We start from the raw sequence: 24,654 nt of genomic DNA on the forward strand, positions 1-24,654 counted from the left end.
AATTAATAAGAAACTGCTTAAGATAGGATGTGACGGTATTGAATAAAATAAAAGACGTTCAGTTTACAGAAACGGTTTTAAGAGATGCTCATCAAAGTCTAATGGCCACACGCTTGAAGACAGAAGAAATGCTACCTATTCTAGAAAAAATGGATAAGGTAGGCTATCACGCGATTGAATGTTGGGGAGGAGCGACATTTGATGCGTCCATTCGTTTTTTAAATGAAGATCCTTGGGAACGATTAAGAGAAATTAAGAAGAGAATGAAACACACACCTTTGCAGATGCTTTTGCGTGGACAGAATCTTTTAGGTTACCGCCATTATGCAGATGATATTGTTGATAAATTTATTGAAAAGTCTATTGAGAATGGAATAGATATCATTCGTGTATTTGACGCTTTAAATGACAGTCGCAATATGGAAGCTTGCGTAAAAGCGGTCAAAAAATATGGTGGTCATGTTCAGTTAACAATCTGTTATACAATCAGTCCAATTCATACGATTGATTATTATAAAAAATTAACAAAGAGGTTGGATGAATTGGGAGCAGATTCGATTTGCATCAAGGATATGGCTGGCATCTTAACACCTTTTGTCGTGAAAAAATTAATCCCAGCTATTAAAGAAGTGACCTCTTTACCAATAGAAGTACACACGCATGCAACAAGTGGGATATCAGAAATGACTTACTTAACAGCTGTCCAAGTGGGAGCAGACATCATCGATACAGCGATATCTCCTTTTTCAGGTGGAACTAGCCAGCCAGCTACAGAATCGTTAAGCATTGTTTTAACGGAGTTAGGCTATGAAACACATTTAAAAAAAGACATTCTAGAAGAAATTGCAGATTATTTTAAACCAATTAAAGATCACTATTTGAAAGAAATGATCTTAGATCCTAAAATGATGACAGTTGACCCAAAAGCTTTAATTTATCAAGTTCCAGGCGGGATGTTATCTAATCTATATTCGCAATTGAAACAAGCCAATGCCCAAGAACGATATGAAGAAGTTTTACGCGAGGTACCGAAAGTGCGAGAAGATTTAGGTTTTCCACCATTAGTAACTCCGATGAGTCAAATGATTGGGACACAGGCTGTATTTAATGTTTTATCAGGAGAACGTTATAAGATGATCCCAAATGAAATTAAAGATTATGTTCGAGGTCTATACGGTACTCCGCCAGCTCCAATCAATGAATCCATAAGAAAAATAATTATTGGCAATGACGAAGTTATAACAGGTAGACCAGCAGATCTATTGGAACCTGAATTTGAAAAACAAAAAAAAGAAATAAAAGCTATCGCTAAGACAGATGAAGATATTTTAATTTATGCGATGTTTCCACAATTAGGGGAAACGTTTTTAAAAGAAAAGTATCAGTCCAAAAAAATAATAAATAAGGAAGTGATTCGAATCAACGCTGTTATGTAAAGGAGGGAGAAAAGAATGAGAATCAGTTTATCAGAAGGCATAAATGTATCTATTATATCTATTGTAATTGTTTTCCTCGTACTTTTTGGGCTACAGTTAATTCTAATTTCGTTTAAATATATTTTTAAGGAAGATAAAACTTTAAATCAAGAAAATGCTTTACCTTTAGCAGAGATAAATGTATTAGAAGAAGATGAAGAAACAAAAATTGTAGCAGCTTTAACGGCTTTAATTTTAGCTAATGAAGACCAACAAGACAAATACTATCAAGTAACTTCCATAAAACGAGTGAAATAAAGGAGCTTAGTGGGATGAAAACTTATGAAATTACGGTAAATAATAAAGTTTATCAAGTTTCAGTAGAAGAAGTTGATGAAGTGAGTATGAATACTCATGAAAATAAAAATGAAAGATTGGTTTCAAAGAATGAACCGAGTCATCAAAAACTAGCAGCAACTTCAAATTCAATTGAGGTCGACATAAAGGCACCGATGCCCGGGACAATCATCAATGTATTGGTTCAATTAGGAGATACGATAAAAGCTGGGCAAGTTTTATGTATTTTGGAAGCAATGAAAATGGAAAACGAAATTGTAGCACCTGAAGATGGAACAGTAAAAGAAGTTATGGTATCGAAAGGTACCACAGTCGAGGCAGGAGCTAGTTTAGTCAGACTATAATGTCAGATGAGGAGCTATTATTATGATTGAAGCAATAAAAGAGATTCTGATAAATTCAGGATTTGCTAACTTATCATATAAACAAGCTATTATGATTGGGATTGCTTGTACATTTCTATATTTAGCTATAAAAAAAGGCTATGAGCCTTACCTATTGATTCCAATTGCTTTCGGAATGTTGTTAGTAAACTTACCGATAGGAGGGTTGATGGCACCACCTGTTGAGGGCAGTAATGGAGGACTACTCTATTACTTGTATCAGGGAACGAATCTTGGTATTTACCCGCCGTTAATTTTTCTTTGTTTAGGTGCAGCAACTGATTTTGGTCCATTAATTGCAAATCCGAAGACATTATTACTTGGAGGTGCGGCTCAAATTGGGATATTTGTGGCCTTTTTTGGAGCTTTAGCATTAGGGATGACAGGACAAGAAGCGGCTTCTGTAGGAATTATTGGAGGAGCAGATGGACCAACAGCTATTTTTCTAACAAGTCAATTAGCGCCACATTTGCTTTCAAGTATTGCCTTGGCGGCATATTCTTATATGGCGTTAGTTCCAATTATTCAGCCGCCTATTATTCAGCTATTAACGACTAAAAAAGAACGAGAAATAAAAATGGAGCAGTTAAGACCAGTATCTCAAAAAGAAAAGATACTTTTTCCGATAGTTGTAACTATTTTTGTTATCCTATTACTGCCCTCATCTGCTCCTTTAATTGGTATGTTAATGCTTGGAAATCTTATTAAGGAAAGTGGAAGAGTACCTAATATCACGGATACACTTCAAAACTCTTTAATGTACATTATCACTGTATTTTTAGGGATTACTGTTGGAGCAAAAGCTGAGGCAGAGTTATTCTTATCCGTTCAAACAGCTAAAATTATTATTTTAGGTCTGCTTGCATTCGCCATAGGAACAGCGAGCGGAGTATTAATGGGAAAATTAATGTGTAAAGTAACAAACGGTAAAGTGAATCCAATGATTGGTGCAGCGGGTGTTTCAGCAGTACCTATGGCTGCACGCGTTGTTCAAAAAGAAGGAGTAAAGGCTAACCCTTCAAACTTTTTATTGATGCATGCGATGGGACCTAATGTTGCAGGTGTAATTGGATCAGCGGTTGCAGCGGGTGTTTTATTGCAGTTTTTTAGTTAAGTAAAATTAAAAAATCACTTAATCATTCTTCGATTAAGTGATTTTTTAAAAATTATGCTATAGTAAAATAACTAATAGAAATGAATAAAAAATGACTTTAATTGGAGGGATTTAGATGAGAGAAAAATTAATGAAGATGTTAGATGTACGAAGAGAAGAAATGATTAAAATTCGCAGACATTTGCACGCTCATCCAGAATTATCTTATCAAGAAAAGGAAACGGCAGCTTACATAGCAGCTTTCTATCAAGGAAAAGCAGCAAATATAGAAACTAACGTAGGTGGAAATGGTGTTGTCGTAACGATTACCGGAGGTAAACCTGGAGAAACATTAGCCTTGAGAGCTGATTTTGATGCTTTACCAATTGAAGAAGAAACAGGATTACCCTTTGCATCAGTAAACAAGGGTGTTATGCATGCTTGTGGACACGATGCTCATACAGCTTATTTGATGGTACTGGCGGACTGTTTGATTGAATTGAAAGAAGAAATTCCGGGAACAATAAAAATTGTTCACCAACATGCTGAAGAAGCTCCTCCGGGTGGGGCAAAATATATTATGGAATCTGGTGTTTTGAATGATGTAGATCATATAATCGGAATTCATGTTATGCCCGATTATCCAGTAGGTATTGTAGCTTATCGTAGTGGAGCAGCGATGGCAGGAGGAGCACAGTTTAAAATAACTATTCGAGGAACGGGTGGGCATGCTTCAACGCCACACAAATCGAATGACGCCATTGTAGCGGGTTCTTATTTTGTAACGGCACTCCAAACGGTCATTAGTCGGAGATTAGATCCTTTTGAAGTTGGTACAGTCACAATCGGTTCATTTGAGGGGAAAGGAGCTTTTAACGTAATTAAGGATGCTGTAACGATAGAAGGTGATATGCGTTACATGAAAGAATCTACATTTGAATTATTAAATCGTGAAGTAAAGCGTTTAGCAAAAGGCTTGGAAGAAATGTTTGCTGTTCAAACAATCATGACCGTTGAAGAGGGCTGTCCTCCAGTGACGAATGACCCTGAACTAACAAGCAGTGTAGTAGATTATTTAGAGAATGGTCTGGATGACTATTTAAAAGAAGTAGTAGAAGCTCCAATGCAAACTGGTAATGAAGATTTTGCGTATTATTCTCAAAAAATCCCAAGTTGTTTTTTCTTTGTAGGGTGTCGACCAAAAGGAGAAAAAACATATTATGATAACCATCATCCTAAATTTGATGTAGATGAAGAATCTATTATGGTTGCTGCAAAAGCTGTAGGAGATGTAGTTTGTGGTTATTTTGCCTTAGATTAGTCAATGTTAATCATTAAAAAAGTTAAGCTGCTGAGTTCCTTTCAGTGGCTTATCTTATTATCTTTGTTAAACTGATAATAGAAAAATATCTCAAGGGGGTATCTTAAAGATGAACGTATTAGTTGTTGGTGCAAATGGTCAAATAGGAAAAATGATAGTAGAAAAGTTACAAAAAAATAAACAGCATAACGTCCAAGCAATGGTACGAAAAGATAATCAAGTAGAAGATTTTAAAAGCAAGGGAGTAGAAGCAAAATTGGCTGATTTGGAAGGATCTGTAGTAGATATCCAGCGAACAATGGATGGAGTAGATGCCGTTATCTTTTCAGCGGGATCAGGCGGTTCTACTGGGTACGACAAGACAATACTGATTGATTTGGATGGTGCCGCAAAAACAATAGAGGCAGCCGAAAAAGCAGGTGTTAAACGATTCATAATGGTCAGCTCGATTGCATCGAATGACCGTGGAAAATGGAGTGAAGAAATGAAACCTTACATGGCTGCTAAATATTATGCAGACCAAATGCTAGAAAAGAGTAGTTTAGATTATACTATTTTTCGTCCGGGCATGTTAGAAAATAAACCGGGTACAGGTAAAATCCAACTTGGAAAAGAAACAGCTATTAAGTCCATCCCTAGAGAAGACGTAGCCAGTACAATTGTTTCAGCTTTAGACCATTCAAACTTAAGCAGAAAAGCATTTGATTTGATTTCAGGGAATACAGAAATTAAAGAAGCTTTAGATCAAATAGAATAAAAAATTATAGCATACCTTTAAAAGTATATATTTTTAAAGGTATGCTATTTTTTATTGAATAAATAACCCAGCCTTTTCCATTTCATATCCTATAGAAAGTAGCCAGTCTTCTTTACCTTTTGGAGCTGTGAACTGTACTCCTAGTGGCAAGCCTTTTTCAGTCAAAAAAACGGGTAAACTAATGGCTGGTTGTCCTGTCAAGTTAGCTTGTTGGGTGAAAGGCGTAATATCTAAACTCTTTGCAAACATATCCCAAATGAGCGTTTGTTGTTCCTCAGGTGCTAGCTCAGTGACACGCTTCATGCGTTCAATCTGCTCATCGGTTTGCAATTTAGCTTCGATTAAAGGAGCTGTGTCTGCAGTAGTAGGGGTTAGGTATAAGTCATAAGTCTCATGAAACTGTGCCATCGTTTCTGCAGCGGTATCCCAAGCAGCTAAACTATTGGAATAGGTAGCCGCTGAAATAGATTTTCCAGCATTGTATAATGTCCAAGTCATTAATTCCATGTCGTCAATAGTTAAAGATCGTTGGAGAGATTGCTCTAGGTTTGCCATCATAGCAGCTGTTTCTCCAGCATTCATTGTGTAATAACTTTGCATCAAAGCTACACCATCTATATTGGGAGTACACTCTACAACTTCATACCCTTTTTGACGTAACCAATCTACGGTCGATAATACGCTCCTTTTAGCATCTGAACTAACCGGTCCATGAACAGGAGAGATGAAAGAATAAGCTATTTTAAATTTTTTTGGAGCAGACTTTTGTAACGTATTTAGGTAGCCAAACTCAAAAAGAGGAGTTTGGAAAGCAGCTAATTCTTGAACTGTCTGTAACACATCCATCATCGCTGCCGTATCGCGCATCGTTTTTGTCAAAACAAAACTAATAGAAGCGCCTTGCCAACCGCGACCAGAACCAGGTCCAATGGGCGTTCTTCCACGAGTAGGTTTTAAACCGACAAGACCTGAAAAAGCTGCAGGTATCCGAATAGAACCACCACCATCACTAGCTCCTGAGATTGAAACCATATTTGAAACAATACTAGCAGCAGCGCCACCACTCGATCCACCAGGTGAGTAATCAGCTTTCCAAGGATTACGAGTCGGACCGTATAAACTAGGATCAGTAATATTTTTGAAGCCAAATTCAGGTGTATTTGTTTGGCCAATCACGATAAATCCTGCTTTTTCTAATGCTTTTGTGAAGTTACTTGTATATTTAGCATAGTTATTTTTTAAAAGTCGAGACCCAGAAGTACTAGGTTCATCAGCGACATCTTGGCCTAAGCCTTTGACTAAAATAGGTAAACCACCAAATAACGTATTGGAGAAATCTTTATTTTTTGCTTCCTCCAGAGCTTTTTCTTTGCGAGTATGAATAACAGCATTCCATTTAGGGTTCTGGGCTTCAATTTTTTTAAAAGCTTCTTCAACTAATTCAAAAGGAGTGACTTCGTGATCATGAAGTTTTTTGGCAGTAGCCAAGCCATCATTGTTTCGATCTATTTTCATATCAAAAACCTCATTTCTACTGTATTGTTTTTAGCAAATTAGCTTTCATTAGAGAGAATAGTGGAAAACATAATCATCCATAATATAACCGTTTCCGATGTCAACTTGCTGTTGTTTGACTAAGGTAAATCCCAATGTTTTATAAGCAGCAATACTAGCATGATTGTGCTTGTTGACTGTTAAAACAATGACTCTTTTTTTATTTTTTTGAGCAATATCTTTTATCTGAGCTATAAGAAAACGTCCATTGCCTTTGCCACGTTGATCTTTTTTAAGATACAACTTGCTAAGAAAGAGCTGCTTGTCGATTAGTTCATAACTAAAATACCCAATAGTTTGGTTATTCAAGTTAACAAGTACGTATTTTTTCCCACGGTCTAAGTCATTTAAGATAGCTTCTTTAGATTGAAAGATAGTAAGCATATACTGAACTTGTTGAGGCCCGATAATAGAAGTGTAATGCTCTTCCAAAATTTCTTTTGCTAACTGAACAATGAGTTGAACATCTTCTTGGGTTGTAGCGGGTGTTAGTTGGATCATATTTATTTCCTCCTAAATAAACTAAAAAGGACTGCAGATAATCTACGTCCTTTTAGTAAGGTGGTTAAAAAGTATTGCCAAAACAGAATACGTTTAGTTTATAGTGCTAAACTAGTTTTACTAAGAAGTATTTTTTCTTGCCTCGACGAATAAGAATAAAGCGCTCATCAAATGAATTTTCAGGAGTAACGATAGTATCGACACTTGTAATTTTTTCGCCGTTCATAGAAAGAGCACCGTTAGTGATGTCTTCACGTGCTTGACGTCTAGATGGTTCAATTCCTACAACATCAACCAACCATTCAATAATATTGCGTTCTTCTTTTGGAGCTTCAAAAGTAGGCATATTTTTAAAACCTTCTTCAATTTGGTTAGCGGTTAAGCTTTTTACATCGCCAGAAAAAAGAGCTGTCGTAATCTTTTCAGCATCACTTAAAGCAGTTTCACCATGAACAAATAATGTCATTTCACGTGCAAGTGTTTTTTGAGCCTCTCTTTTATGAGGTTCACTAGCTACTTTTTCAGCCAAGCTATCGATTTCTTCTTTTGTTAGGAAAGTGAAGTAATTTAAATATTTTACGACATCACGGTCATCCTGATTTAGCCAAAATTGATAGAATTCATAGGGAGTTGTTTTTTCAGGATCTAACCAGACCGCTCCGCCGGCTGTTTTTCCAAATTTTGTTCCATCAGCTTTTAACATAAGTGGAATAGTTAAGCCATATGCTTGAGCTTCTGAACCTTCTTGTTTACGAATGAATTCTAGACCCGCTGTAATATTTCCCCATTGATCTGCTCCGCCAATTTGCAATTGAACATCTTCATGTTGATACAAGTGCAAGAAATCCATTGATTGAAGAATTTGGTAAGTAAATTCTGTAAAAGAAATACCGGTTTCTAAACGGCTAGCAACGATATCTTTTGCTAACATCGTATTGACGTTAAAACTCTTACCGTAATCACGCAAAAAATCGAGTAAACTTAAATCTTTAGTCCAGTCATAATTATTAACCATTTTAATTCCATTGCTTCCACCTGCATCAAAAAGACGAACCATTTGTGCACTAAGCTTTCTAACATTATCTTGCACTTGTTCCATTGTTTGTAAAACCCGTTCTTCTGATTTACCGCTAGGATCACCAATCGTACCGGTTGCTCCACCAATCAAAATAACAGGACGGTGTCCAGCTAGTTGGAATCTTTTTAAAATCATAAAAGGAATAAGGTGGCCAATATGCATACTATCTCCAGTTGGATCAACGCCACAGTATAAAGAAATTTTTTTGCTTTTAATTAATTTATTTAAGCCCTCTTCATCTGTTTGTTGGTTAATGGCGTCACGCCATGTTAGTTCATCAATAATTGTCATGTTGTAATCTCCTCTATAAAATAATATTAAAATAAAAAAATCCCGATGAAAAGGCTGAAAAAACCTTCTCATCGGGACGAATAATTCCGTGTTACCACCCAATTTGCCAGTAATTGTAAAGAACTCAATTAGTGACCACTCATATACTGTTAACGCCAGTAGGACGCTTGAGGTTAATCAAGTTACTTATGAGTGTAATTCGTGAAAAAGAGTTGTACTAGTTTTCATCAGCCACTAGCTTTCTGGGAACAACGTTCTTCTTACTACTATGCTCAATCAACGTAAATAGTGTTGTTAGATTGATTTTAGTATAATCAACCAATTATAGCTTGTCAATTATCTAAGTAAAAAAGATATATTTTTACTTAGATGTTTTTTGTAAGAAATTAAATGATTAATGATTAAGGAGTGGCCAAAAAGAGTAAATAAATTACTTAAAAAAGATGGTTTTCCAACACTCCCTATTCTTAAAGTACATTTATTAGCTTAGTATAGGTAGCGGATTATAAGCACATAAATTTACATTAGTTGAGGGTATGGTACAATGTATAAAAATTGAAAGGGGTTTATTATGGATAAAAAAAGAATTGTGATTTATAGTATATTATTTTTCGCAACACTAGCAATAGCGACCCAAGGCTTTACTAATTTAGGATTAGACGGACTACTTATTCCATTAATTTTTACCTTTGCCTATTTCATAGTCATTTTTATTATAGCAACAGTCATTAAAAATAATTCAATTGTAGATATTGGTTGGGGGATGGGTTTTGTTGTTGGAAGTTGGCTTACATTAAGTATAACTGAGAATCCTACTGTTTTATCTTATGCTATCGTTGGATTAATTAGTGTATGGGGTCTTAGATTGTCATTACGCCTATTAAAAAGAAATTATGGGAAACCCGAAGATTTCAGATATGCACAATGGCGTAAAGAGTGGGGCGATAATGTAGTCGTCATTGCCTTTTTTAGAGTATTTATGGTTCAAGGTATCATTAATTTTATTGTTGGATCTGCAAGTTATACAGTAATTAAATACAATGAGTTTAGTATTGGTTCAAATCATCAGTATTTTGTTTACGCAGCGTTACTTATTTCGCTAGTAGGGCTATTCTTCGAGATAGTTGGGGATGAACAATTAAGACAGCACATTGCTGAAGGCTCACATACATTACTGCAATCAGGATTATGGTCAATTACGCGTCATCCAAATTATTTTGGGGAAATACTTATTTGGATTGGACTATACGCTAGCGGTGCTACGTTGTTCTTTACTAATTCTGTGAATCCACTATACTATCTGCTTTTAATTATTTCACCTGTTTTGATGACTACCGTATTAATGAAAGTATCAACTCCATTACTAGAGAAAAACATGCAGAAGTATAGTGGATGGGAAGAATATACAAAGAAAGTTCCAATGATTTTTCCTTGGGCTAAAAAATAAGGTTAAAAAATAGAAATTACTTTTAAAAGGTGATTTCTATTTTTTTATCTATCTATTACAAAAAATAGATAGATAAGAAGTTGGTACCGAATTTTTTAGATTAAATCTTTTTTATAGCAGAAATAATTATCTACGTAAAATTGAAAGGGATACCTTAAGCTATCTTGCTTTAATAGATACTTGAAATTAAGGTATACTAGGATTATGAAGGAGAGATGCTATGTTTACATTTACATTAGGAAGAAATCCGGATTTTAAAGATAGAACAAATAAGTTAATACTGCTAATGTCATTGATAGTAGCTGTTTTAGGATGGTTTTTAACAGGGAATATGCTGTCAGGAGTTTATATAGGAGCTGGAGTATTCTTAACTTGGGCACTTTCTAGAGAACTTGATCCTAAACATAACTATTCAGCGTTTATAGCCTCCGCGATTTCAATCTTGAATTTATTTTATTATCAAAACTTCCAATTTTTAACAGTTTTTTGGATAATGCTACTTATGAGAATAGTAAATGGTATTACCGGGAAAGAGTTAACCCTCTTCGATGTATTTTCAGTACTAGGACTTACTATATACTTATCTTTAAGCAACCAAAATAGTATCTATTTATTTATCTACTTTTTAGCAATGATTTTTGTCATTAAAACAAGCGAGCAATCAAATAAAGTATTGGTAGCTAGCGGAATTAGTTTAGGTTTTTTTGTAGTAGAAAGTTTCATTATAGGTTATTTATCATTTAACAGGATAGATTATTTGCATCCTATGAGCATAGTTACGTTTTCTCTATTAAGTCTATCCTTTCTGTTGTTTTTGTTTTTATCAAAAGATAAAATTGAAGACGACAAGGGAAATAGAGTGAAAAATTCTAAAATAATAGCGAGTCAGTTACTATATAGCCTAACTATATTTCTACTGTTCTTCTTTGAAAAGATTAGTATAAATAATCTGATTATTTACTTATCCGTTATATTAGGTGTCTCTATTTATTTCGTTGCGTTTAAGGTCGTAGAAAGAAGATAAATCGAACGATGAGTAACCAGCGTTTAAAATAAATTCTCGCTATAGTAGTAAGTAGATACCAAGATTTAAACTGTTCTCTTAACTAATTTGATGGCGTTTTTTAAACGCTTAGGGAGGGACCTTTATGGGAGATTATTCATTTATAAAAAAAGTAGAACAAATGATTAAGCCTAAAGACATTGCCACACTTCAATTATTAGCTCCATTTAGTCAGTTTATTCCTAAAAAACTTCAAAATAAAGTAATGAATGAATCAGCTAAAAATAATCCTTATATGGGTTTTGTAGTAGAACCATATAGTGTGTTTTTATGTTATGAATTACTAGACTTAGATTGGGCAAAAAAATTAATTCCGGACGGATTTGAGTTAATACAGACTAAAATTTTTTCTGATGATGAGCCTAAATATTACGCGATTTTCGGCTCTTTTAATGTCCACACGAGCGCATTTTGGGGGACACGCCTAGAAGTAAACATTATAGCTAGAAATAAAAAAAACAATCTACTAAGTTGGGTAATCATTGATTACGATACCAATACCTTAAGTCATGACGTATCTAAAGGAGTCGTTGAATCTACAACAGAACAAGCTCTTTTAACAACGGATTATGACGGAAATATAATCGTTGATATTGAAAACAAGGACAAAAATCGTGCGTTAATTTTTGATAGCAGTATGATAAATTCTAAGGTTAAAATAATGGATAAAAAATTATGGCTAGAAGGAAATTTATCTGTAGGATATGGAAGAGAAATTTCGCAAAACTCAGATGACGTTTTTTCATTGAAATTTGATCCTAAAGAAGTTGAAAAAGGATTTACTATTCCTCTTGAACAGGTTAAAGTCACTAAGAATACATGGTTTGATGGATTATTTCGCAGCGAACCAGAACAGGTAGTGTACTTCCCTTACGCACAGCATTATTTATCAGATAGCCCTGGCTACTATAGCGAAATTAAAAATGAGGAAGATATGATAAAACAATACAATCAGTTAGATTTAGATAATATCCCTGATTACTCCGCTGCTTCTCATAGAAAATCAATGAAAACTGGCATAATAATGAATGCTGCACTAGTTTTGCTACTATTAACCATTATACTTTTTTTAGCCTTTTAATTGGAAAAAGAACCCTCTACGACTGAATAAAACTTCAACTGTAGAGGGTTCTTTTTAGTTATTTTTGCAAAAGTTTTTTGTGACTTAGATCAATAAAAGTTGCACCTATTGGAGCAGTTATGATGATAGAAAGAACGGCTACAGTTAAAATCAAACTTCCTGCGGGAACACCCATTGCAAGAGGAATAGATCCAATCGCAGCTTGAACAGTCGCTTTTGGTGTATAAGCACCGGCAGTAAAAATTTTTTCTTTTACTGTTAAGTCTGTGCCAGAAACACTTAAAAAAACAGCAATCATACGGAAAAATAATGAGACGATTATTAATAAGACAACAGCAAATCCTGCTTCGTTAAGAGCAGTTATATCAGTGGCGGCTCCTACTAATACAAACAAGAAAATTTCTGAACCTAACCATACTTTTGAAAATTTACTATTCATACGTTTAGCTAAAAGCGGGTAAAGTTTTAATATAACCCCGCCTAAAGCCATCACGCCTAGTAATCCTGAAAGAGGGAAACTATCTTTTAGGCCATCTTCCAAAGCTACCATTAAGAAACAGACACTTAAAATCAATAAGACTTTCATTGTGTCGCGAATATGTAAATACTTAAATAATTTAACCAGAACATAGCCTAAAATAGCACCCAACAATAGACCGAATACAATGGATAAAGGAACAGAAAGGAGCGAGAGAAGATTGAAACCGCTCCCTTGAAACATGCTCAAGAAAGAAGTGAAAAGCACGATAACGAAGACATCATCCACAGAAGCACCAGCTAAAATCATTTGGGGAATTCCTTTGGCTTTGCCATAGCCGTTTTCAATTAATCCAATCATGCGTGGCACAACAACAGCTGGAGAGACAGCTCCTAAAACAGTTCCTAAAATAGCTGCTTCTAAAGTAGTAATATCAAATAATAACGGAGCCAATAAGATGACGGTCACTATTTCAAATGTAGCAGGTAAAAAAGTCATTAAAATAGCTGGTCGACCATTTTTTTTCAAATCACGAATATTCATTGTGAGCCCTGCTCTAAACAGAATAACAATTAATGCGATTTGCCTTACCTCAGCTGAAATACTTAATAATTTAGGGTCTAAAAGATCTAAAACATATGGGCCTAAAATAATTCCTGTAAGAATTAAGCCTAATAGCCCAGGTAAATGTAGCCGTACAAATAGTGAACTAAGAATGAAGCCAACAATTAATAGTAAAGAAAGACTCAAAAGCATTATTTACTCAACCCCCATTTAAAATTAAATATGTTTAATTTTTGTTTTTCAACATATAGTATTGAGGATACTACATGTTTTTTTTTATAACAACATAAGAACGCAAAAAGCTAGAATTCTGTCATTCTAAACGGAAACTGATATACTACCTTACATAGATAAAAAGAGTGTTAAAAAGAAAGGGAGACAATGAATAATGAAATTAAGTGTATTAGATCAAGCACCTATTACAAGTGGAAATACAGCAGTGGATGCTTTGAAAAAAGCAGAAGAACTAGCAATTTTAGCGGATAAGTTAGGTTACAGTCGTTTTTGGATGGCAGAGCATCATGGGACAAATGGATACGCTAGTTCGGCCCCTGAAATTAGTGTTGCACATATAGCAGCTAAAACAAAAAATATTCGGGTTGGTACAGGTGGTATTATGATGATGCATTATTCACCTTTAAAAATGGCTGAAGTATTTAAAACACTAAGCGCATTGTCGCCAGGTCGAATAGATTTTGGTGTAGGTAGAGCTCCGGGCGGGGACAGAAATGCGATGTATGCTTTATCAGAAGGACGGCAACCGCTCTTAGATAATTTGTATGAGAAGCTAGAGACAACTTTACAATTGATTAATGATAAAGTCCCCAATGATAGACTATACGATAAGACGATTGCGACACCTTCTAACATAAGTTTACCACAAGCTTGGTTGTTAGGTTCAAGCGGAAGCAGTGCCTTAGAAGCAGCACGTATGGGAGTTGGTTACTCATTTGCGCAATTTTTCATGGGTGGTATGACAAAAGAGATACTAGACCAGTATAGAAATAATTTTATTCCGTCATATTTTATGGAGAAGCCAGAAATTAGTGTCGCTTATTTAGCTACTGTTGCAGAAACAAAAGAAGAAGCTGAATTTGAAGCTTTGCCACAAGATATTGGTAGGTTGTGGTTGATGCAAGGAAAGCCAGGTACCTTGTTAACACCGGAAGAAGCTCAAAATTATCCGTTAACGGAAATAGATAAACGAATGATTGCAGATAACCGCCAATTGCATCTTGTTGGTACAGCTAAAGAAGTGGCTGAACGTCTGAAAGAAGAACAAGAATATTATGGATTTGACGAAGCAATGATATGCAGTATTCCACATTCACAAGAAAAACGTTTAGAAGTTTATCGTCTATTGGCAAAAGAATTGCTTTGATAAAATATAAAAACCAGACGGATATTTATGCCGTCTGGTTTTTTTGAATATAACAGAAAGAAGGATTAGTCAAATAAATTGAGTTGCTGGGGTCCTAATTGATTAAAGGTTAGATTCAATAATTTTTGTAAATATTTAGCATTACTCGCGGCATGACCGCCAGAATTATTGTTGAAGATAACAGCGACTTCTGTGGAGGTATTCTCCAATGATCGAATAATAGGAACAAAACTAATTAGTTCTGCTTCGCTATAATCATAAAAGGTTCTTTTTTCTCTCCAATTTGGGCCGCTTGAATTTAACCATCCTTCATAGTTTCGACCATGTAAGCGAAAGAGAGAAAGTTTTTTGCTGGTAGTCGCCGTAATCATTGGAATACTATTTCCGGGAGTTTGAGGTTGATCAATAGTGACGTGAATAAATTGATGATTCTCCAAAAACGTTAACGTCAGTGGTTGATTTTTTTCAGTAAACCAACTTGAGTGACGAAATTCAATAGCTACTGGTAAATCGCCCATCCATGATCTGATATTCTTTAAGTACACTAAATTTTCATCTGTAAAATGAAAGAAGGGAGGAAATTGAAATAAAAAACTTTTTACTTTACCTGATTCTATCATTGGATTAAATGCTGCAATAAAGTGTTGAAACATAATTTCTTGTGATGGGAAAAAGTCTATCCATTCTTTATGTTGGGTCATGGCTTGAAAAGCTTTTGGAATAAATTGGAAATTTTCAGGTGTTTTATTCATCCAACTTAGCATGTTTTTTTCAGAAGGAATAGCATAAAAACTCGTATCCAGTTCGACAAAAGGAAAATGAGAAGCATAATCCTCTAACTTTCTAGATTTATTAATCACCAACAAATCGTGATCACTCCAACCCGTTAAACCGATTGTAATCATATTATAAAAACTCCTTTTTATTAAGCTTTTCTCTTTCTATAAGTGTACCTTATACAGGTGAAAGCAAAAAATTATTTGTCTTTATTTGTAAATGTTTCACGGGAAACATTTACAAGCAAAGACAAAGACAGTAAACTATTCTTGGTAAAGTTATTTTTAAAAATCGAATATAGGATCTATTAATGAATGAAACACAAAGGGATTCAATGGACGGAAATGACGTTAAAATTATAGATAGAAGTCCTTAACTGACTATCTTTGTGTGGTATACTATTCTAGGATAGTTTTAATTGACTAGTGAAAAAAGAAACTATGAAAATATAAATAAAATTTATTAATGAAAAAATTTAGGAATTAAAAAAGGAGACGTTTATTTTGACTGAAAAAAAACCGTTTTATATTACGACACCAATTTATTACCCAAGCGGAAAACTACACATAGGAAATGCCTACTCTACTATTGCTTGTGATGTGATGGCTCGCTATAAAAGAATGATTGGTTTTGATGTGTTTTATTTAACTGGAAGTGATGAACATGGACAGAAAATCGAAAATAAAGCAGAAGAATTAAACATTACCCCACAACAGTATGTTGATAAAATGGCTGATGATATGCAAAGTCTATGGAAGTTATTAGAGATTAGCAATGATAAGTTTATTCGAACAACAGATCCGGTTCACGAAAAAGTAGTAGCGGATATTTTTGAGCAATTTTTAGCACAAGGAGATATTTACTTAGATGAGTACGAAGGGTGGTATTCAGTACCTGACGAAACCTTTTATACAGAAACTCAATTAGTCGATATTGAGCGCAATGTTGATGGAGAAATTGTTAGTGGGAAATCTCCAGATAGCGGACATCCTGTAGAACTAATAAAAGAAGAGTCTTATTTCTTTAAAATGAGTAAATATGCTGATCGTTTATTAGATTATTACAATGCACATCCTGATTTTATTCAACCTGAATCGCGTAAAAACGAAATGGTTAATAACTTTATCAAACCAGGATTAGAAGATTTGGCCGTATCTAGAACAACCTTTTCTTGGGGTGTTAAAGTACCTAGTAACCCTAAACATGTTATTTATGTTTGGATTGATGCATTAGCTAACTACATTACTGCTTTAGGATATGGTACAGATGATACAGCTTTATTTGATAAGTTTTGGCCAGCAGATGTACACATGGTTGGAAAAGAAATTGTCCGTTTCCACACAATCTATTGGCCGATTATGTTAATGGCTTTAGATTTACCGTTACCGAAACAAATATTTGGGCATGGTTGGTTGTTGATGAAAGACGGAAAAATGTCGAAATCAAAAGGCAATGTTGTTTACCCTGAAATGCTAGTTGAACGTTATAGTTTAGATGCTTTGCGTTATTATTTAATGAGAGAAGTATCGTTTGGTAGTGATGGTGTATTTACACCGGAAGATTTTGTTTCAAGAGTAAATTATGATTTAGCAAATGACTTAGGAAACTTATTAAATAGAACGATTGCAATGATCAATAAATATTTTGATGGGAAAATCCCAACATACGTCGGTAACGTGACTGCTTTCGATGAGTCAATGAAAGAAACAGCTGAAACCGTCATTTCTAATTATCAAATTGAAATGGAAAAAATGCAATTCAGTAGTGCACTAAGTAATATCTGGGTATTAATTTCAAGAGCGAATAAATATATTGATGAAACTGAACCTTGGAAAGCAGCTAAAAATGAGGATGAAAAGCAGGCTTTAGAAAGTATTATGATTCATTTAGCTGAAAGTTTAAGAATTTCAGGTGTGTTACTTCAACCATTCTTAACTCAAGGACCTAAAGAATTGTTTAGACAACTAGGTATTGAAACTGAATCTTCAAAAGATTGGGAAAGTGTTATGCATTTTGGGAATTTCCCAAAAGGGGCTCAAGTTGTTTCAAAAGGAACACCTCTATTCCCACGTTTAGATATGGAAGAAGAAGTAGCTTACATTAAACACCAAATGGATGGCGGTTCGACTGAAATCGAAGATGAAGAAGTAATCCCAGCAGAATGGAATCCGACAGAAACGCAATTAGTTTCTGTTAAAGAAAAACAAATTAAGTATGAAGATTTCGATAAAGTAGAACTAAAAGTTGCTGAAGTAGTCGATTGTGGGAAAGTAGAAGGTGCAGATAAGCTATTGAAGTTCCGTTTAGATGCTGGCGATGAAGATCACCGTCAGATTCTTTCTGGAATTGCTGAATGGTATCCTAATCCAGCAGAATTAATTGGCAAGAAAGTTATTATTGTAGCTAATTTGAAACCTCGTAAAATGCGTGGTGAGATTAGCCAAGGGATGATTTTGTCTGCTGAAAAAGATGGAGTCTTACAAATTATTGAAGCTCCTAAAGAAGCTCCAAACGGTTCTGAAGTAGCCTAAATTGCAAATAAATAGATACCCTGCTGAAGAATATTTAGCAGGGTATTGAATTACAGAAAGGATTGAAAAAATGTTATTTGATACACATACCCACTTAAATGCAGAAGAATTTGATAAAGAAATTCCGGAAACAATCCAGCGAGCAAAAGAACACGATGTTTCTCGGATGGCGGTAGTTGGTTTTGATTCGTTAACAATTGAAAAAACATTAGCTTTAAGCGAGGATTATCCGGAAATTTTCAGTATTATTGGTTGGCACCCAACTGAAAGTTATTTATATACAGAAAAAATTGAAGAACAATTGTATCAACAATTAATGTTACCTAAAGTTATAGCAATGGGCGAAATGGGTTTAGATTATCATTGGGATACGTCTCCTAAAAAAAAGCAGCAGGACGTGTTTAGAAGACAATTACAGATTGCAAAAGAATTAAAACTACCTGTTAGTATCCATATGCGGGATGCTTTAGAAGATACGTATAAAATTCTAAAAGAAGAACATGTTGAAGATATCGGAGGTATCATGCATAGCTTCAGTGGAGATACACAGTGGATGGAGCGTTTCTTGGATTTAGGGATGCATATCTCTTTAAGTGGAGTAGTGACTTTTAAAAATGCTCAAGAACCTAAAGATGTAGCTAAAGGAATTCCTTTTGATAAATTGTTAATTGAAACAGACGCTCCTTACCTCGCTCCTGTTCCTTATAGAGGGAAGCGCAACGAGCCTGCGTATGTTAAATATGTTGCTGAAAAAGTTGCAGAGTTAAGAGGTTGTTCGTATTCAGAAGTAGCCAGTCAAACAATGGAAAATGCCAATAGGTTGTTTAGGTTAGACGAATGGAAAAAATAAAAGAAATTATTGTTGTTGAAGGACGAGATGATACGAGAAGAATTAAAGAATCGCTAGAAGCCGATACAATTGAAACGAATGGCTCAGCAATCAATGCTGAGACGTTGAAGCTAATTGAAAAAGCACAGGCAACAAGAGGAGTTATTGTTTTTACTGATCCTGATTTTCCTGGAGAAAAAATAAGGAAAATTATTTCAAGAGCTGTACCAGGGGTAAAACATGCTTTTTTAACAATTGATGAGGCAAAACCTAAGCACAAAGGAAGTTTAGGTATCGAACATGCTTCTCCTGAATCTATTCGTAGAGCTTTATCAAAAAGTTATACAGAGGTACTGGAACAAGAGACTGTTATCCCAAGACAATTGTTACTAGATGCAGGTTTGATCGCAGGAGAATTTGCAAAAAGAAGACGTGAAAAACTAGGAGAACGACTTAATATTGGTTACACTAATGGAAAACAACTTCAAAAAAGATTAAACATGTTCCAAATCTCACCAGACGAAGTTATTCAAGCTATGCATCAGATTTTGGAGGAAGAAAATGACAACTAATAAAGATATTGCAACACCAATTAGAACGAAAGAAATACTAAAAAAACATGGTTTCTCATTAAAAAAAAGTTTGGGTCAAAACTTCATTATTGATTCAAATATCTTAACTAAAATCGTTCACACTGCAGAACTAAACAAGCAAACGAACGTTGTTGAAGTAGGTCCTGGTATTGGTGCTCTAACAGAGCATTTAGCACGAGCTAGTAAGGAAGTTGTTGCTTTTGAAATAGATGAGCGTCTTCTCCCTGTATTGGCCGATACGCTTAGTCCATACGATAATGTAACGATTATAAACAAAGATGTTTTACAAGCGAACTTAAAAGAGACATTATCAGAAAAAATTGACTTAACGGAACCTTTAATGGTTGTAGCCAATTTGCCTTATTATATTACTACTCCGATTATCATGTATTTTCTAGAATCAGCTATTCGTATTGATGCATTAGTGATTATGATGCAAAAAGAAGTTGCAGAACGAGTAACGTCAGCACCAGGTAGTAAAGCTTATGGTTCGCTTTCTATTGCAGTTCAATACTATATGGATGCAGAGATATCGTTTATCGTACCTAAAACAGTCTTTGTTCCTCAACCAAATGTAGACTCAGCGATTATTAAATTAACACGTCGAGAAACACCAGCTGTCGAAGTAATAGATGAAAAAGTATTTTTTGAAGTAACAAGAGCTGCATTTGTTCAAAGAAGAAAAACATTATGGAACAACTTAATAGGTCGATATGGAAAAAATGACTTAGTAAAAGAAAAGTTAATTGAAGCATTAGACTATGCTGAAATAGATCCAAAGCGACGAGGAGAAACATTAAGTTTAGTAGAATTTGGTAAATTAGCCGATGGAATCTATTTGAAACTATTAAAATAAAATTAGAAAATGATAAGACAGAAGTCCGAAACCCTTTGTTAATAAGGGGTTTCGGTGTTTTTTTTATTAGAGAGAAAATAGTTGATTCCTTCTTTTTGATATGATATACTTGTAAAATTAATCTGAGTATGGTATACTATTCACTAGATGAGTGAGGTGAAACTGATGCCAATTACATTAGCCAGTATCAAAGAAAAACTAGATCTCAAATTAGGTAAAAAAATTATGTTGACTGCTCAAGTGGGTCGTAAGAGGAAAACAGAACGTAAAGGTGTTTTGACTGAAACGTATCCTTCCGTTTTTGTTGTGGAATTAGATCAAGAAGAAAATGCTTTTGAACGTGTTTCTTATAGTTATACAGATGTTTTGACTCAATCAGTAGAAATCCAATTTCTAGATGAAGAAAGTCTACTATATGCTTAATCGTAAGACCACGAGCTGAGAGATAAGCTCGTTTTTTTTTTGCGAAAAAACAGATAATTATAATATTTTCGTTAAAATTAATCATTCTTTATTTGCAATTCATTTTTTTTAAGCTAGTATGTTTAACAGACAAAAGACTTTTTAAAATGAAAGGAGGTAAAGAATGAATAGAGAAGTAACAGAAAAAGCTCCTGCAAAAATCAATTTAACACTAGATGTTTTACACAAACGAGAAGATGGTTACCATGAACTGGAAATGATCATGACATCGGTTGATTTAGCGGATCATGTAACATTAAGAACAATAAATGAAGATACGATTATTATTCAATCTAATAATGGCTTTTTACCACTCGACCATAGAAACCATGCATACAAAGCAGCTAAGTTAATAAAAGAAACTTTCAACATTCAACTAGGCGTGGAGATGATGATTAATAAAAACATTCCAATTGCCGCAGGCTTGGGAGGCGGTAGCAGTGATGCCGCAGCAACTCTAAGAGGATTGAATCATTTATGGGACTTAGGGTTATCATTAGATGAACTAGCTTTATTAGGTGCAGAAGTAGGATCTGATGTTCCTTATTGTATTTACGGTGGTACAGCTTTTGCAAGCGGACGTGGAGAGAAAATAGAACAGCTGATAGCCGTTCCCCAGTGCTGGGTAGTTCTTGTTAAACCTAAAAAGGGTATATCGACTGGAACAGTTTTTAACGCTCTAGCTTATGATACTCTCGAACACCCTGATACACACTCAATGCTAACAGCTATCAAGGAGCAAAACTATTTAGACATGACAAAATTAGTAGGCAACTCATTAGAGGAGACGTCGATTAATCGTCAGCCATCAATTGAAACGATTAAACAAAAAATGGTCTCTTTTGGAGCAGATGCAGCTTTAATGAGTGGGAGTGGGCCAACGATCTTTGCGCTTTGTCGTAAATATTCTAGAGCGCAAAGAGTTTATAATGGTCTGAAGGGATTTTGCAATGAAGTTTATCTTGTTAGAACATTAAAATAAGACATACAATAAGGCTAGGACGTTTGTCCTAGCCTTATTGTATGTCTAAAAAAACGGACTATATTTCTTTGAATAGGGAATAAAATTGCAAGAAATAATAGATGAAACATAGTGCACGTTAAATGGAGGAGTATGTTTAAAGCAGTTCCAATCAAACAGTTTTTTCTATAGATACTTTCTTCTTGACGGATAATAGTCGTAATGATAAGATACTAAAGTAATTTCTAAAGAGTAATCATTACGATTTGGTGAAAATAAAATGATTGATGTAAGAGTATGAAAAACTTATTTATATTTAGAAAATAAAAAATGAAAGGAGGATAATAATGCATTATATTGAAGTCAAAGACCTATCTTTTTACTATGATGAAGAACCAGTCTTAGAAAATATTTCTTTTACAGTTGATCCAGGTGAATTTGTTATGCTAACAGGAGAAAACGGTGCTGCTAAATCAACTTTACTTCGTAACATCCTTGGCCTATTAACACCAAATAAAGGAACAGCTTCAATTTCTTTAGTAAATGAGAGAAATGAAAAATTAGCTATTGGATACATTCCTCAACAAGTAGCTTCTTTTAATGCCGGATTTCCTAGTACAGTTTTGGAACTAGTATGCTCTGGGCGTTATCAAAGAGGAAAATGGTTCAAAAAATTGGATGCTGAAGATAAAGAGCATGTTGAACGTGCCTTAAAATCCGTTGGTATGTGGGAAATGAGACATAAAAGAATTGGCGACCTTTCTGGAGGACAAAAGCAACGTATTTCTTTAGCTCGTATTTTTGCAACGGACCCAGATCTTTTTGTGTTAGACGAACCGACGACTGGTATGGATCTTGAATCGCGTCGCGAATTTTATGAATTATTAAAGCATAATAGCAAAGTTCATGGTAAAGGAATCTTGATGGTTACTCACGATCATGAAGATATCAAACAGTATGCAGATCGACATATTCAGCTTATTAGAAAGGAGGATTCACCGTGGAGATGTTTTTCTATGGATTCATGCAAAGAGCCTTCCAAGCCTCATTCTTAATAGCATTTATTGCTCCAATTCTAGGTTTATTTTTAATCCTTAGACGACAATCGTTGATGGCGGATACATTATCACATATTTCTTTGGCAGGTATTGCTTTAGGATTGTTGCTAAATGTTAATCCGACCTTTATGACTTTAGTTGTTGTTGTCATAGCAGCAGTATCAATAGATTATTTACGAATGCTCTATAAATCTTATTCAGAAATTTCGATTGCTATTTTAATGTCCGCCGGAATGGCAATAGCTTTAGTTTTAATGAGTCTAAATGAGGGTGGCACGAACACGAGTATCCAGCAGTACTTGTTCGGTTCAATAGTGACAATTAATGTCGCTCAAGTGCGTTTATTATTGTTTCTTTTCACGCTAGTAGTAGGTCTATTCTTAGTCTTTCGCAAACCGATGTACGTCTTGACGTTTGATGAGGATACAGCTTACACAGCAGGACTACCAGTAAAGTTTATATCTATTATATTTAATGTGATTACAGGTATCACGATTGCGGTAATCATGCCGATTGTTGGAGCGTTATTAGTTTCAGCTATAATTATATTGCCAGCGGCAATTGCGATGAGATTGAGCAAAAGTTTTAATCTAGTTATTTTAGTAGGGATTTTTATCGGTCAAATTGGAATGTTTACCGGATTAATAGCTTCATACCAGTTTGGAACACCACCAGGAGCAACGATTACGCTAGTATTTATTGCTATTTTTATTATCACAACGATTTTAAAAAAAATGATCAGCCATCTAAGATATAAAAAAGCTAAACACGTTTAATAGCCTAGAAAATTGCGAATACGAAAGTTCGCTTTTTTTTTTATGAGAAATTAATGACAAAAACGAACATTTAAACTATAATTAGTAAAAATGACTACCTTTTCTAAGTAAATATGATTATAATAAATACAACCATTTTAAAATTAGACTAAAAAGTAAATTATGATGAGGTGAAAGAGTTGAAAGTAAAAAGAAGTGAACGATTAATCGATATGACTCGTTACTTACTAGAAAAACCACATAAGTTAGTTTCTTTAACTTATTTTGCAAAGCGCTATGATTCTGCCAAATCCTCTATCAGTGAAGATTTATCCATTATTAAAAAAACGTTTAAAGAACGTGGTACGGGTACATTAGAAACAGTGCCTGGAGCAGCAGGAGGCGTTCGATACATTCCTGAAATCGCTAAAGAAGAAGCTAAGGAATTTATCGAGGAGATGTGCGAACGTTTGTCAGAGACCAATCGTTTATTGCCAGGAGGCTATGTTTATTTATCTGATTTACTAGGGGAGCCACAAATCTTACGACAAATTGGTAAAATCATTGCATCGCAGTATCTTCATGATTCTATTGATGCTGTTATGACAGTAGCTACAAAAGGTGTGCCAATTGCCCAAGCAGTTTCAAGTTATTTAAATGTACCGTTCGTAATGGTGAGACGTGATTCTAAAATTACCGAAGGGTCAACTGTAAGCATCAATTATGTTTCAGGATCTTCTGAAAGAATAGAGAAAATGGAATTATCCAAGCGGAGCTTGAAAAGAGGGTCACGCGTCCTAATCGTAGATGACTTCATGAAAGGCGGCGGGACCGTTAATGGAATGAAGAGTCTGATTGAAGAGTTTGAGGCTCAATTGGTTGGAGTAACTGTCTTTGCAGAGTCAACCTTTAGTGGCAACAGAATGATTGAAGACTACACATCTTTATTGTGTGTAGATGAAGTAGATATACGTGATAAAACTATCCACGTAACTCCAGGAAATTACTTTAATCAAAAAAGCAAAGAGTAGTTATAGGCTATTCTAAAGAGGCTGGGACAAAAGGTCT

General features: G+C 34.7%; 24 protein-coding genes and 1 other annotated feature. Of the genes, 19 read left to right on the forward strand and 5 right to left on the reverse strand.

The features are described from left to right. Positions 1-38 precede the first annotated feature (38 nt). The 6 genes from WBF61_RS03320 (at position 39) to WBF61_RS03345 (ending at position 5,326) form a co-directional block, all read left to right on the forward strand. Positions 39-1,436 carry an oxaloacetate decarboxylase subunit alpha gene (locus WBF61_RS03320; RefSeq protein WP_424253887.1) on the forward strand — a complete coding sequence of 466 codons (1,398 nt, stop codon included), beginning with the start codon at positions 39-41 and terminating at the stop codon, positions 1,434-1,436. Between the two features lie 15 nt (positions 1,437-1,451). Continuing rightward, positions 1,452-1,733 carry an OadG family transporter subunit gene (locus WBF61_RS03325; RefSeq protein WP_424253888.1) on the forward strand — a complete coding sequence of 94 codons (282 nt, stop codon included), beginning with the start codon at positions 1,452-1,454 and terminating at the stop codon, positions 1,731-1,733. Positions 1,734-1,747: 14 nt separating this feature from the next. After that, positions 1,748-2,116 carry a biotin/lipoyl-containing protein gene (locus tag WBF61_RS03330; RefSeq protein WP_424253889.1) on the forward strand — a complete coding sequence of 123 codons (369 nt, stop codon included), beginning with the start codon at positions 1,748-1,750 and terminating at the stop codon, positions 2,114-2,116. Positions 2,117-2,138: 22 nt separating this feature from the next. Next, a complete protein-coding gene (locus WBF61_RS03335) occupies positions 2,139-3,269 on the forward strand; it encodes a sodium ion-translocating decarboxylase subunit beta (protein WP_424253891.1) in 1,131 nt (376 codons plus the stop codon). Between the two features lie 115 nt (positions 3,270-3,384). After that, complete coding sequence (locus WBF61_RS03340) at positions 3,385-4,569, forward strand: amidohydrolase (RefSeq protein ID WP_424253893.1); 1,185 nt, start codon at positions 3,385-3,387, stop codon at positions 4,567-4,569. Positions 4,570-4,678: 109 nt separating this feature from the next. Further along, on the forward strand, positions 4,679-5,326 hold the full coding sequence (locus WBF61_RS03345; RefSeq protein WP_424253895.1) for an SDR family oxidoreductase: 648 nt from the start codon (positions 4,679-4,681) through the stop codon (positions 5,324-5,326). 51 nt (positions 5,327-5,377) lie between these two features. On the opposite strand, the gene WBF61_RS03350 is transcribed toward WBF61_RS03345, so the two are convergent. From WBF61_RS03350 to tyrS, 3 genes are all read right to left on the reverse strand, one after another. Then, positions 5,378-6,841: an amidase gene (locus tag WBF61_RS03350; RefSeq protein ID WP_424253897.1), complete on the reverse strand. Its 1,464-nt coding sequence runs from the start codon at positions 6,839-6,841 to the stop codon at positions 5,378-5,380. A gap of 48 nt (positions 6,842-6,889) precedes the next feature. Then, positions 6,890-7,381 (reverse strand): GNAT family N-acetyltransferase, encoded by a 492-nt coding sequence (locus tag WBF61_RS03355; protein WP_424253898.1) that lies wholly within the window; start codon positions 7,379-7,381, stop codon positions 6,890-6,892. A 106-nt stretch (positions 7,382-7,487) separates the two neighbouring features. Next, complete coding sequence (gene tyrS / locus WBF61_RS03360; RefSeq protein WP_424253900.1) at positions 7,488-8,750, reverse strand: tyrosine--tRNA ligase; 1,263 nt, start codon at positions 8,748-8,750, stop codon at positions 7,488-7,490. Positions 8,751-8,819: 69 nt separating this feature from the next. Next, positions 8,820-9,039, reverse strand: a binding site (T-box leader). Positions 9,040-9,321: 282 nt separating this feature from the next. On the opposite strand from tyrS, the gene WBF61_RS03365 reads away from it, so the two are divergent. The 3 genes from WBF61_RS03365 to WBF61_RS03375 all read left to right on the forward strand — a co-directional run bounded on the left by WBF61_RS03365 (position 9,322) and on the right by WBF61_RS03375 (position 12,341). Continuing rightward, the gene (locus WBF61_RS03365; RefSeq protein ID WP_424253902.1) at positions 9,322-10,197 is read left to right on the forward strand and encodes a DUF1295 domain-containing protein; all 876 of its coding nucleotides are present in this window, start codon (positions 9,322-9,324) and stop codon (positions 10,195-10,197) included. 220 nt (positions 10,198-10,417) lie between these two features. Then, positions 10,418-11,221 (forward strand): hypothetical protein, encoded by an 804-nt coding sequence (locus tag WBF61_RS03370; RefSeq protein ID WP_424253903.1) that lies wholly within the window; start codon positions 10,418-10,420, stop codon positions 11,219-11,221. 124 nt (positions 11,222-11,345) lie between these two features. Then, positions 11,346-12,341, forward strand: coding sequence for a hypothetical protein (locus tag WBF61_RS03375; RefSeq protein ID WP_424253905.1), 996 nt, complete (start codon positions 11,346-11,348; stop codon positions 12,339-12,341). Between the two features lie 58 nt (positions 12,342-12,399). Here WBF61_RS03375 and WBF61_RS03380 read toward each other — a convergent pair whose 3' ends face one another. After that, positions 12,400-13,575, reverse strand: coding sequence for a cation:proton antiporter (locus WBF61_RS03380; protein WP_424253906.1), 1,176 nt, complete (start codon positions 13,573-13,575; stop codon positions 12,400-12,402). Between the two features lie 196 nt (positions 13,576-13,771). Here WBF61_RS03380 and WBF61_RS03385 point away from each other — a divergent pair, with 196 nt between their 5' ends. Beyond that, on the forward strand, positions 13,772-14,764 hold the full coding sequence (locus tag WBF61_RS03385) for an LLM class flavin-dependent oxidoreductase (protein WP_424253908.1): 993 nt from the start codon (positions 13,772-13,774) through the stop codon (positions 14,762-14,764). A gap of 65 nt (positions 14,765-14,829) precedes the next feature. On the opposite strand, the gene WBF61_RS03390 is transcribed toward WBF61_RS03385, so the two are convergent. Then, positions 14,830-15,669, reverse strand: a complete 840-nt coding sequence (locus WBF61_RS03390; RefSeq protein ID WP_424253910.1) for a DUF72 domain-containing protein — start codon at positions 15,667-15,669, stop codon at positions 14,830-14,832. Positions 15,670-16,044: 375 nt separating this feature from the next. On the opposite strand from WBF61_RS03390, the gene metG reads away from it, so the two are divergent. The 9 genes from metG to purR all read left to right on the forward strand — a co-directional run bounded on the left by metG (position 16,045) and on the right by purR (position 24,617). After that, on the forward strand, positions 16,045-18,072 hold the full coding sequence (gene metG, locus WBF61_RS03395) for a methionine--tRNA ligase (protein ID WP_424253912.1): 2,028 nt from the start codon (positions 16,045-16,047) through the stop codon (positions 18,070-18,072). A 70-nt stretch (positions 18,073-18,142) separates the two neighbouring features. Beyond that, positions 18,143-18,922, forward strand: coding sequence for a TatD family hydrolase (locus WBF61_RS03400; protein WP_424253913.1), 780 nt, complete (start codon positions 18,143-18,145; stop codon positions 18,920-18,922). Further along, the gene (rnmV, locus tag WBF61_RS03405) at positions 18,910-19,473 is read left to right on the forward strand and encodes a ribonuclease M5 (RefSeq protein ID WP_424253915.1); all 564 of its coding nucleotides are present in this window, start codon (positions 18,910-18,912) and stop codon (positions 19,471-19,473) included. The genes WBF61_RS03400 and rnmV overlap by 13 nt, the downstream gene beginning before the upstream one ends. Further along, on the forward strand, positions 19,463-20,350 hold the full coding sequence (gene rsmA, locus WBF61_RS03410) for a 16S rRNA (adenine(1518)-N(6)/adenine(1519)-N(6))-dimethyltransferase RsmA (protein WP_424253917.1): 888 nt from the start codon (positions 19,463-19,465) through the stop codon (positions 20,348-20,350). The genes rnmV and rsmA overlap by 11 nt, the downstream gene beginning before the upstream one ends. A gap of 165 nt (positions 20,351-20,515) precedes the next feature. Next, positions 20,516-20,773: a Veg family protein gene (locus WBF61_RS03415; protein ID WP_424253918.1), complete on the forward strand. Its 258-nt coding sequence runs from the start codon at positions 20,516-20,518 to the stop codon at positions 20,771-20,773. A gap of 163 nt (positions 20,774-20,936) precedes the next feature. Beyond that, the gene (gene ispE, locus WBF61_RS03420) at positions 20,937-21,794 is read left to right on the forward strand and encodes a 4-(cytidine 5'-diphospho)-2-C-methyl-D-erythritol kinase (protein ID WP_424253920.1); all 858 of its coding nucleotides are present in this window, start codon (positions 20,937-20,939) and stop codon (positions 21,792-21,794) included. A 326-nt stretch (positions 21,795-22,120) separates the two neighbouring features. Next, on the forward strand, positions 22,121-22,828 hold the full coding sequence (locus tag WBF61_RS03425; RefSeq protein ID WP_424253922.1) for a metal ABC transporter ATP-binding protein: 708 nt from the start codon (positions 22,121-22,123) through the stop codon (positions 22,826-22,828). Then, positions 22,774-23,607, forward strand: a complete 834-nt coding sequence (locus WBF61_RS03430; RefSeq protein WP_424253924.1) for a metal ABC transporter permease — start codon at positions 22,774-22,776, stop codon at positions 23,605-23,607. Before WBF61_RS03425 ends, WBF61_RS03430 begins: the two co-directional genes overlap by 55 nt. A gap of 179 nt (positions 23,608-23,786) precedes the next feature. Then, positions 23,787-24,617, forward strand: coding sequence for a pur operon repressor (purR, locus tag WBF61_RS03435; RefSeq protein ID WP_424253926.1), 831 nt, complete (start codon positions 23,787-23,789; stop codon positions 24,615-24,617). Positions 24,618-24,654: the final 37 nt, after the last annotated feature.

It is taken from the genome of Carnobacterium sp., assembly GCF_049673005.1.
Lineage (GTDB): Bacteria > Bacillota > Bacilli > Lactobacillales > Carnobacteriaceae > Carnobacterium_A.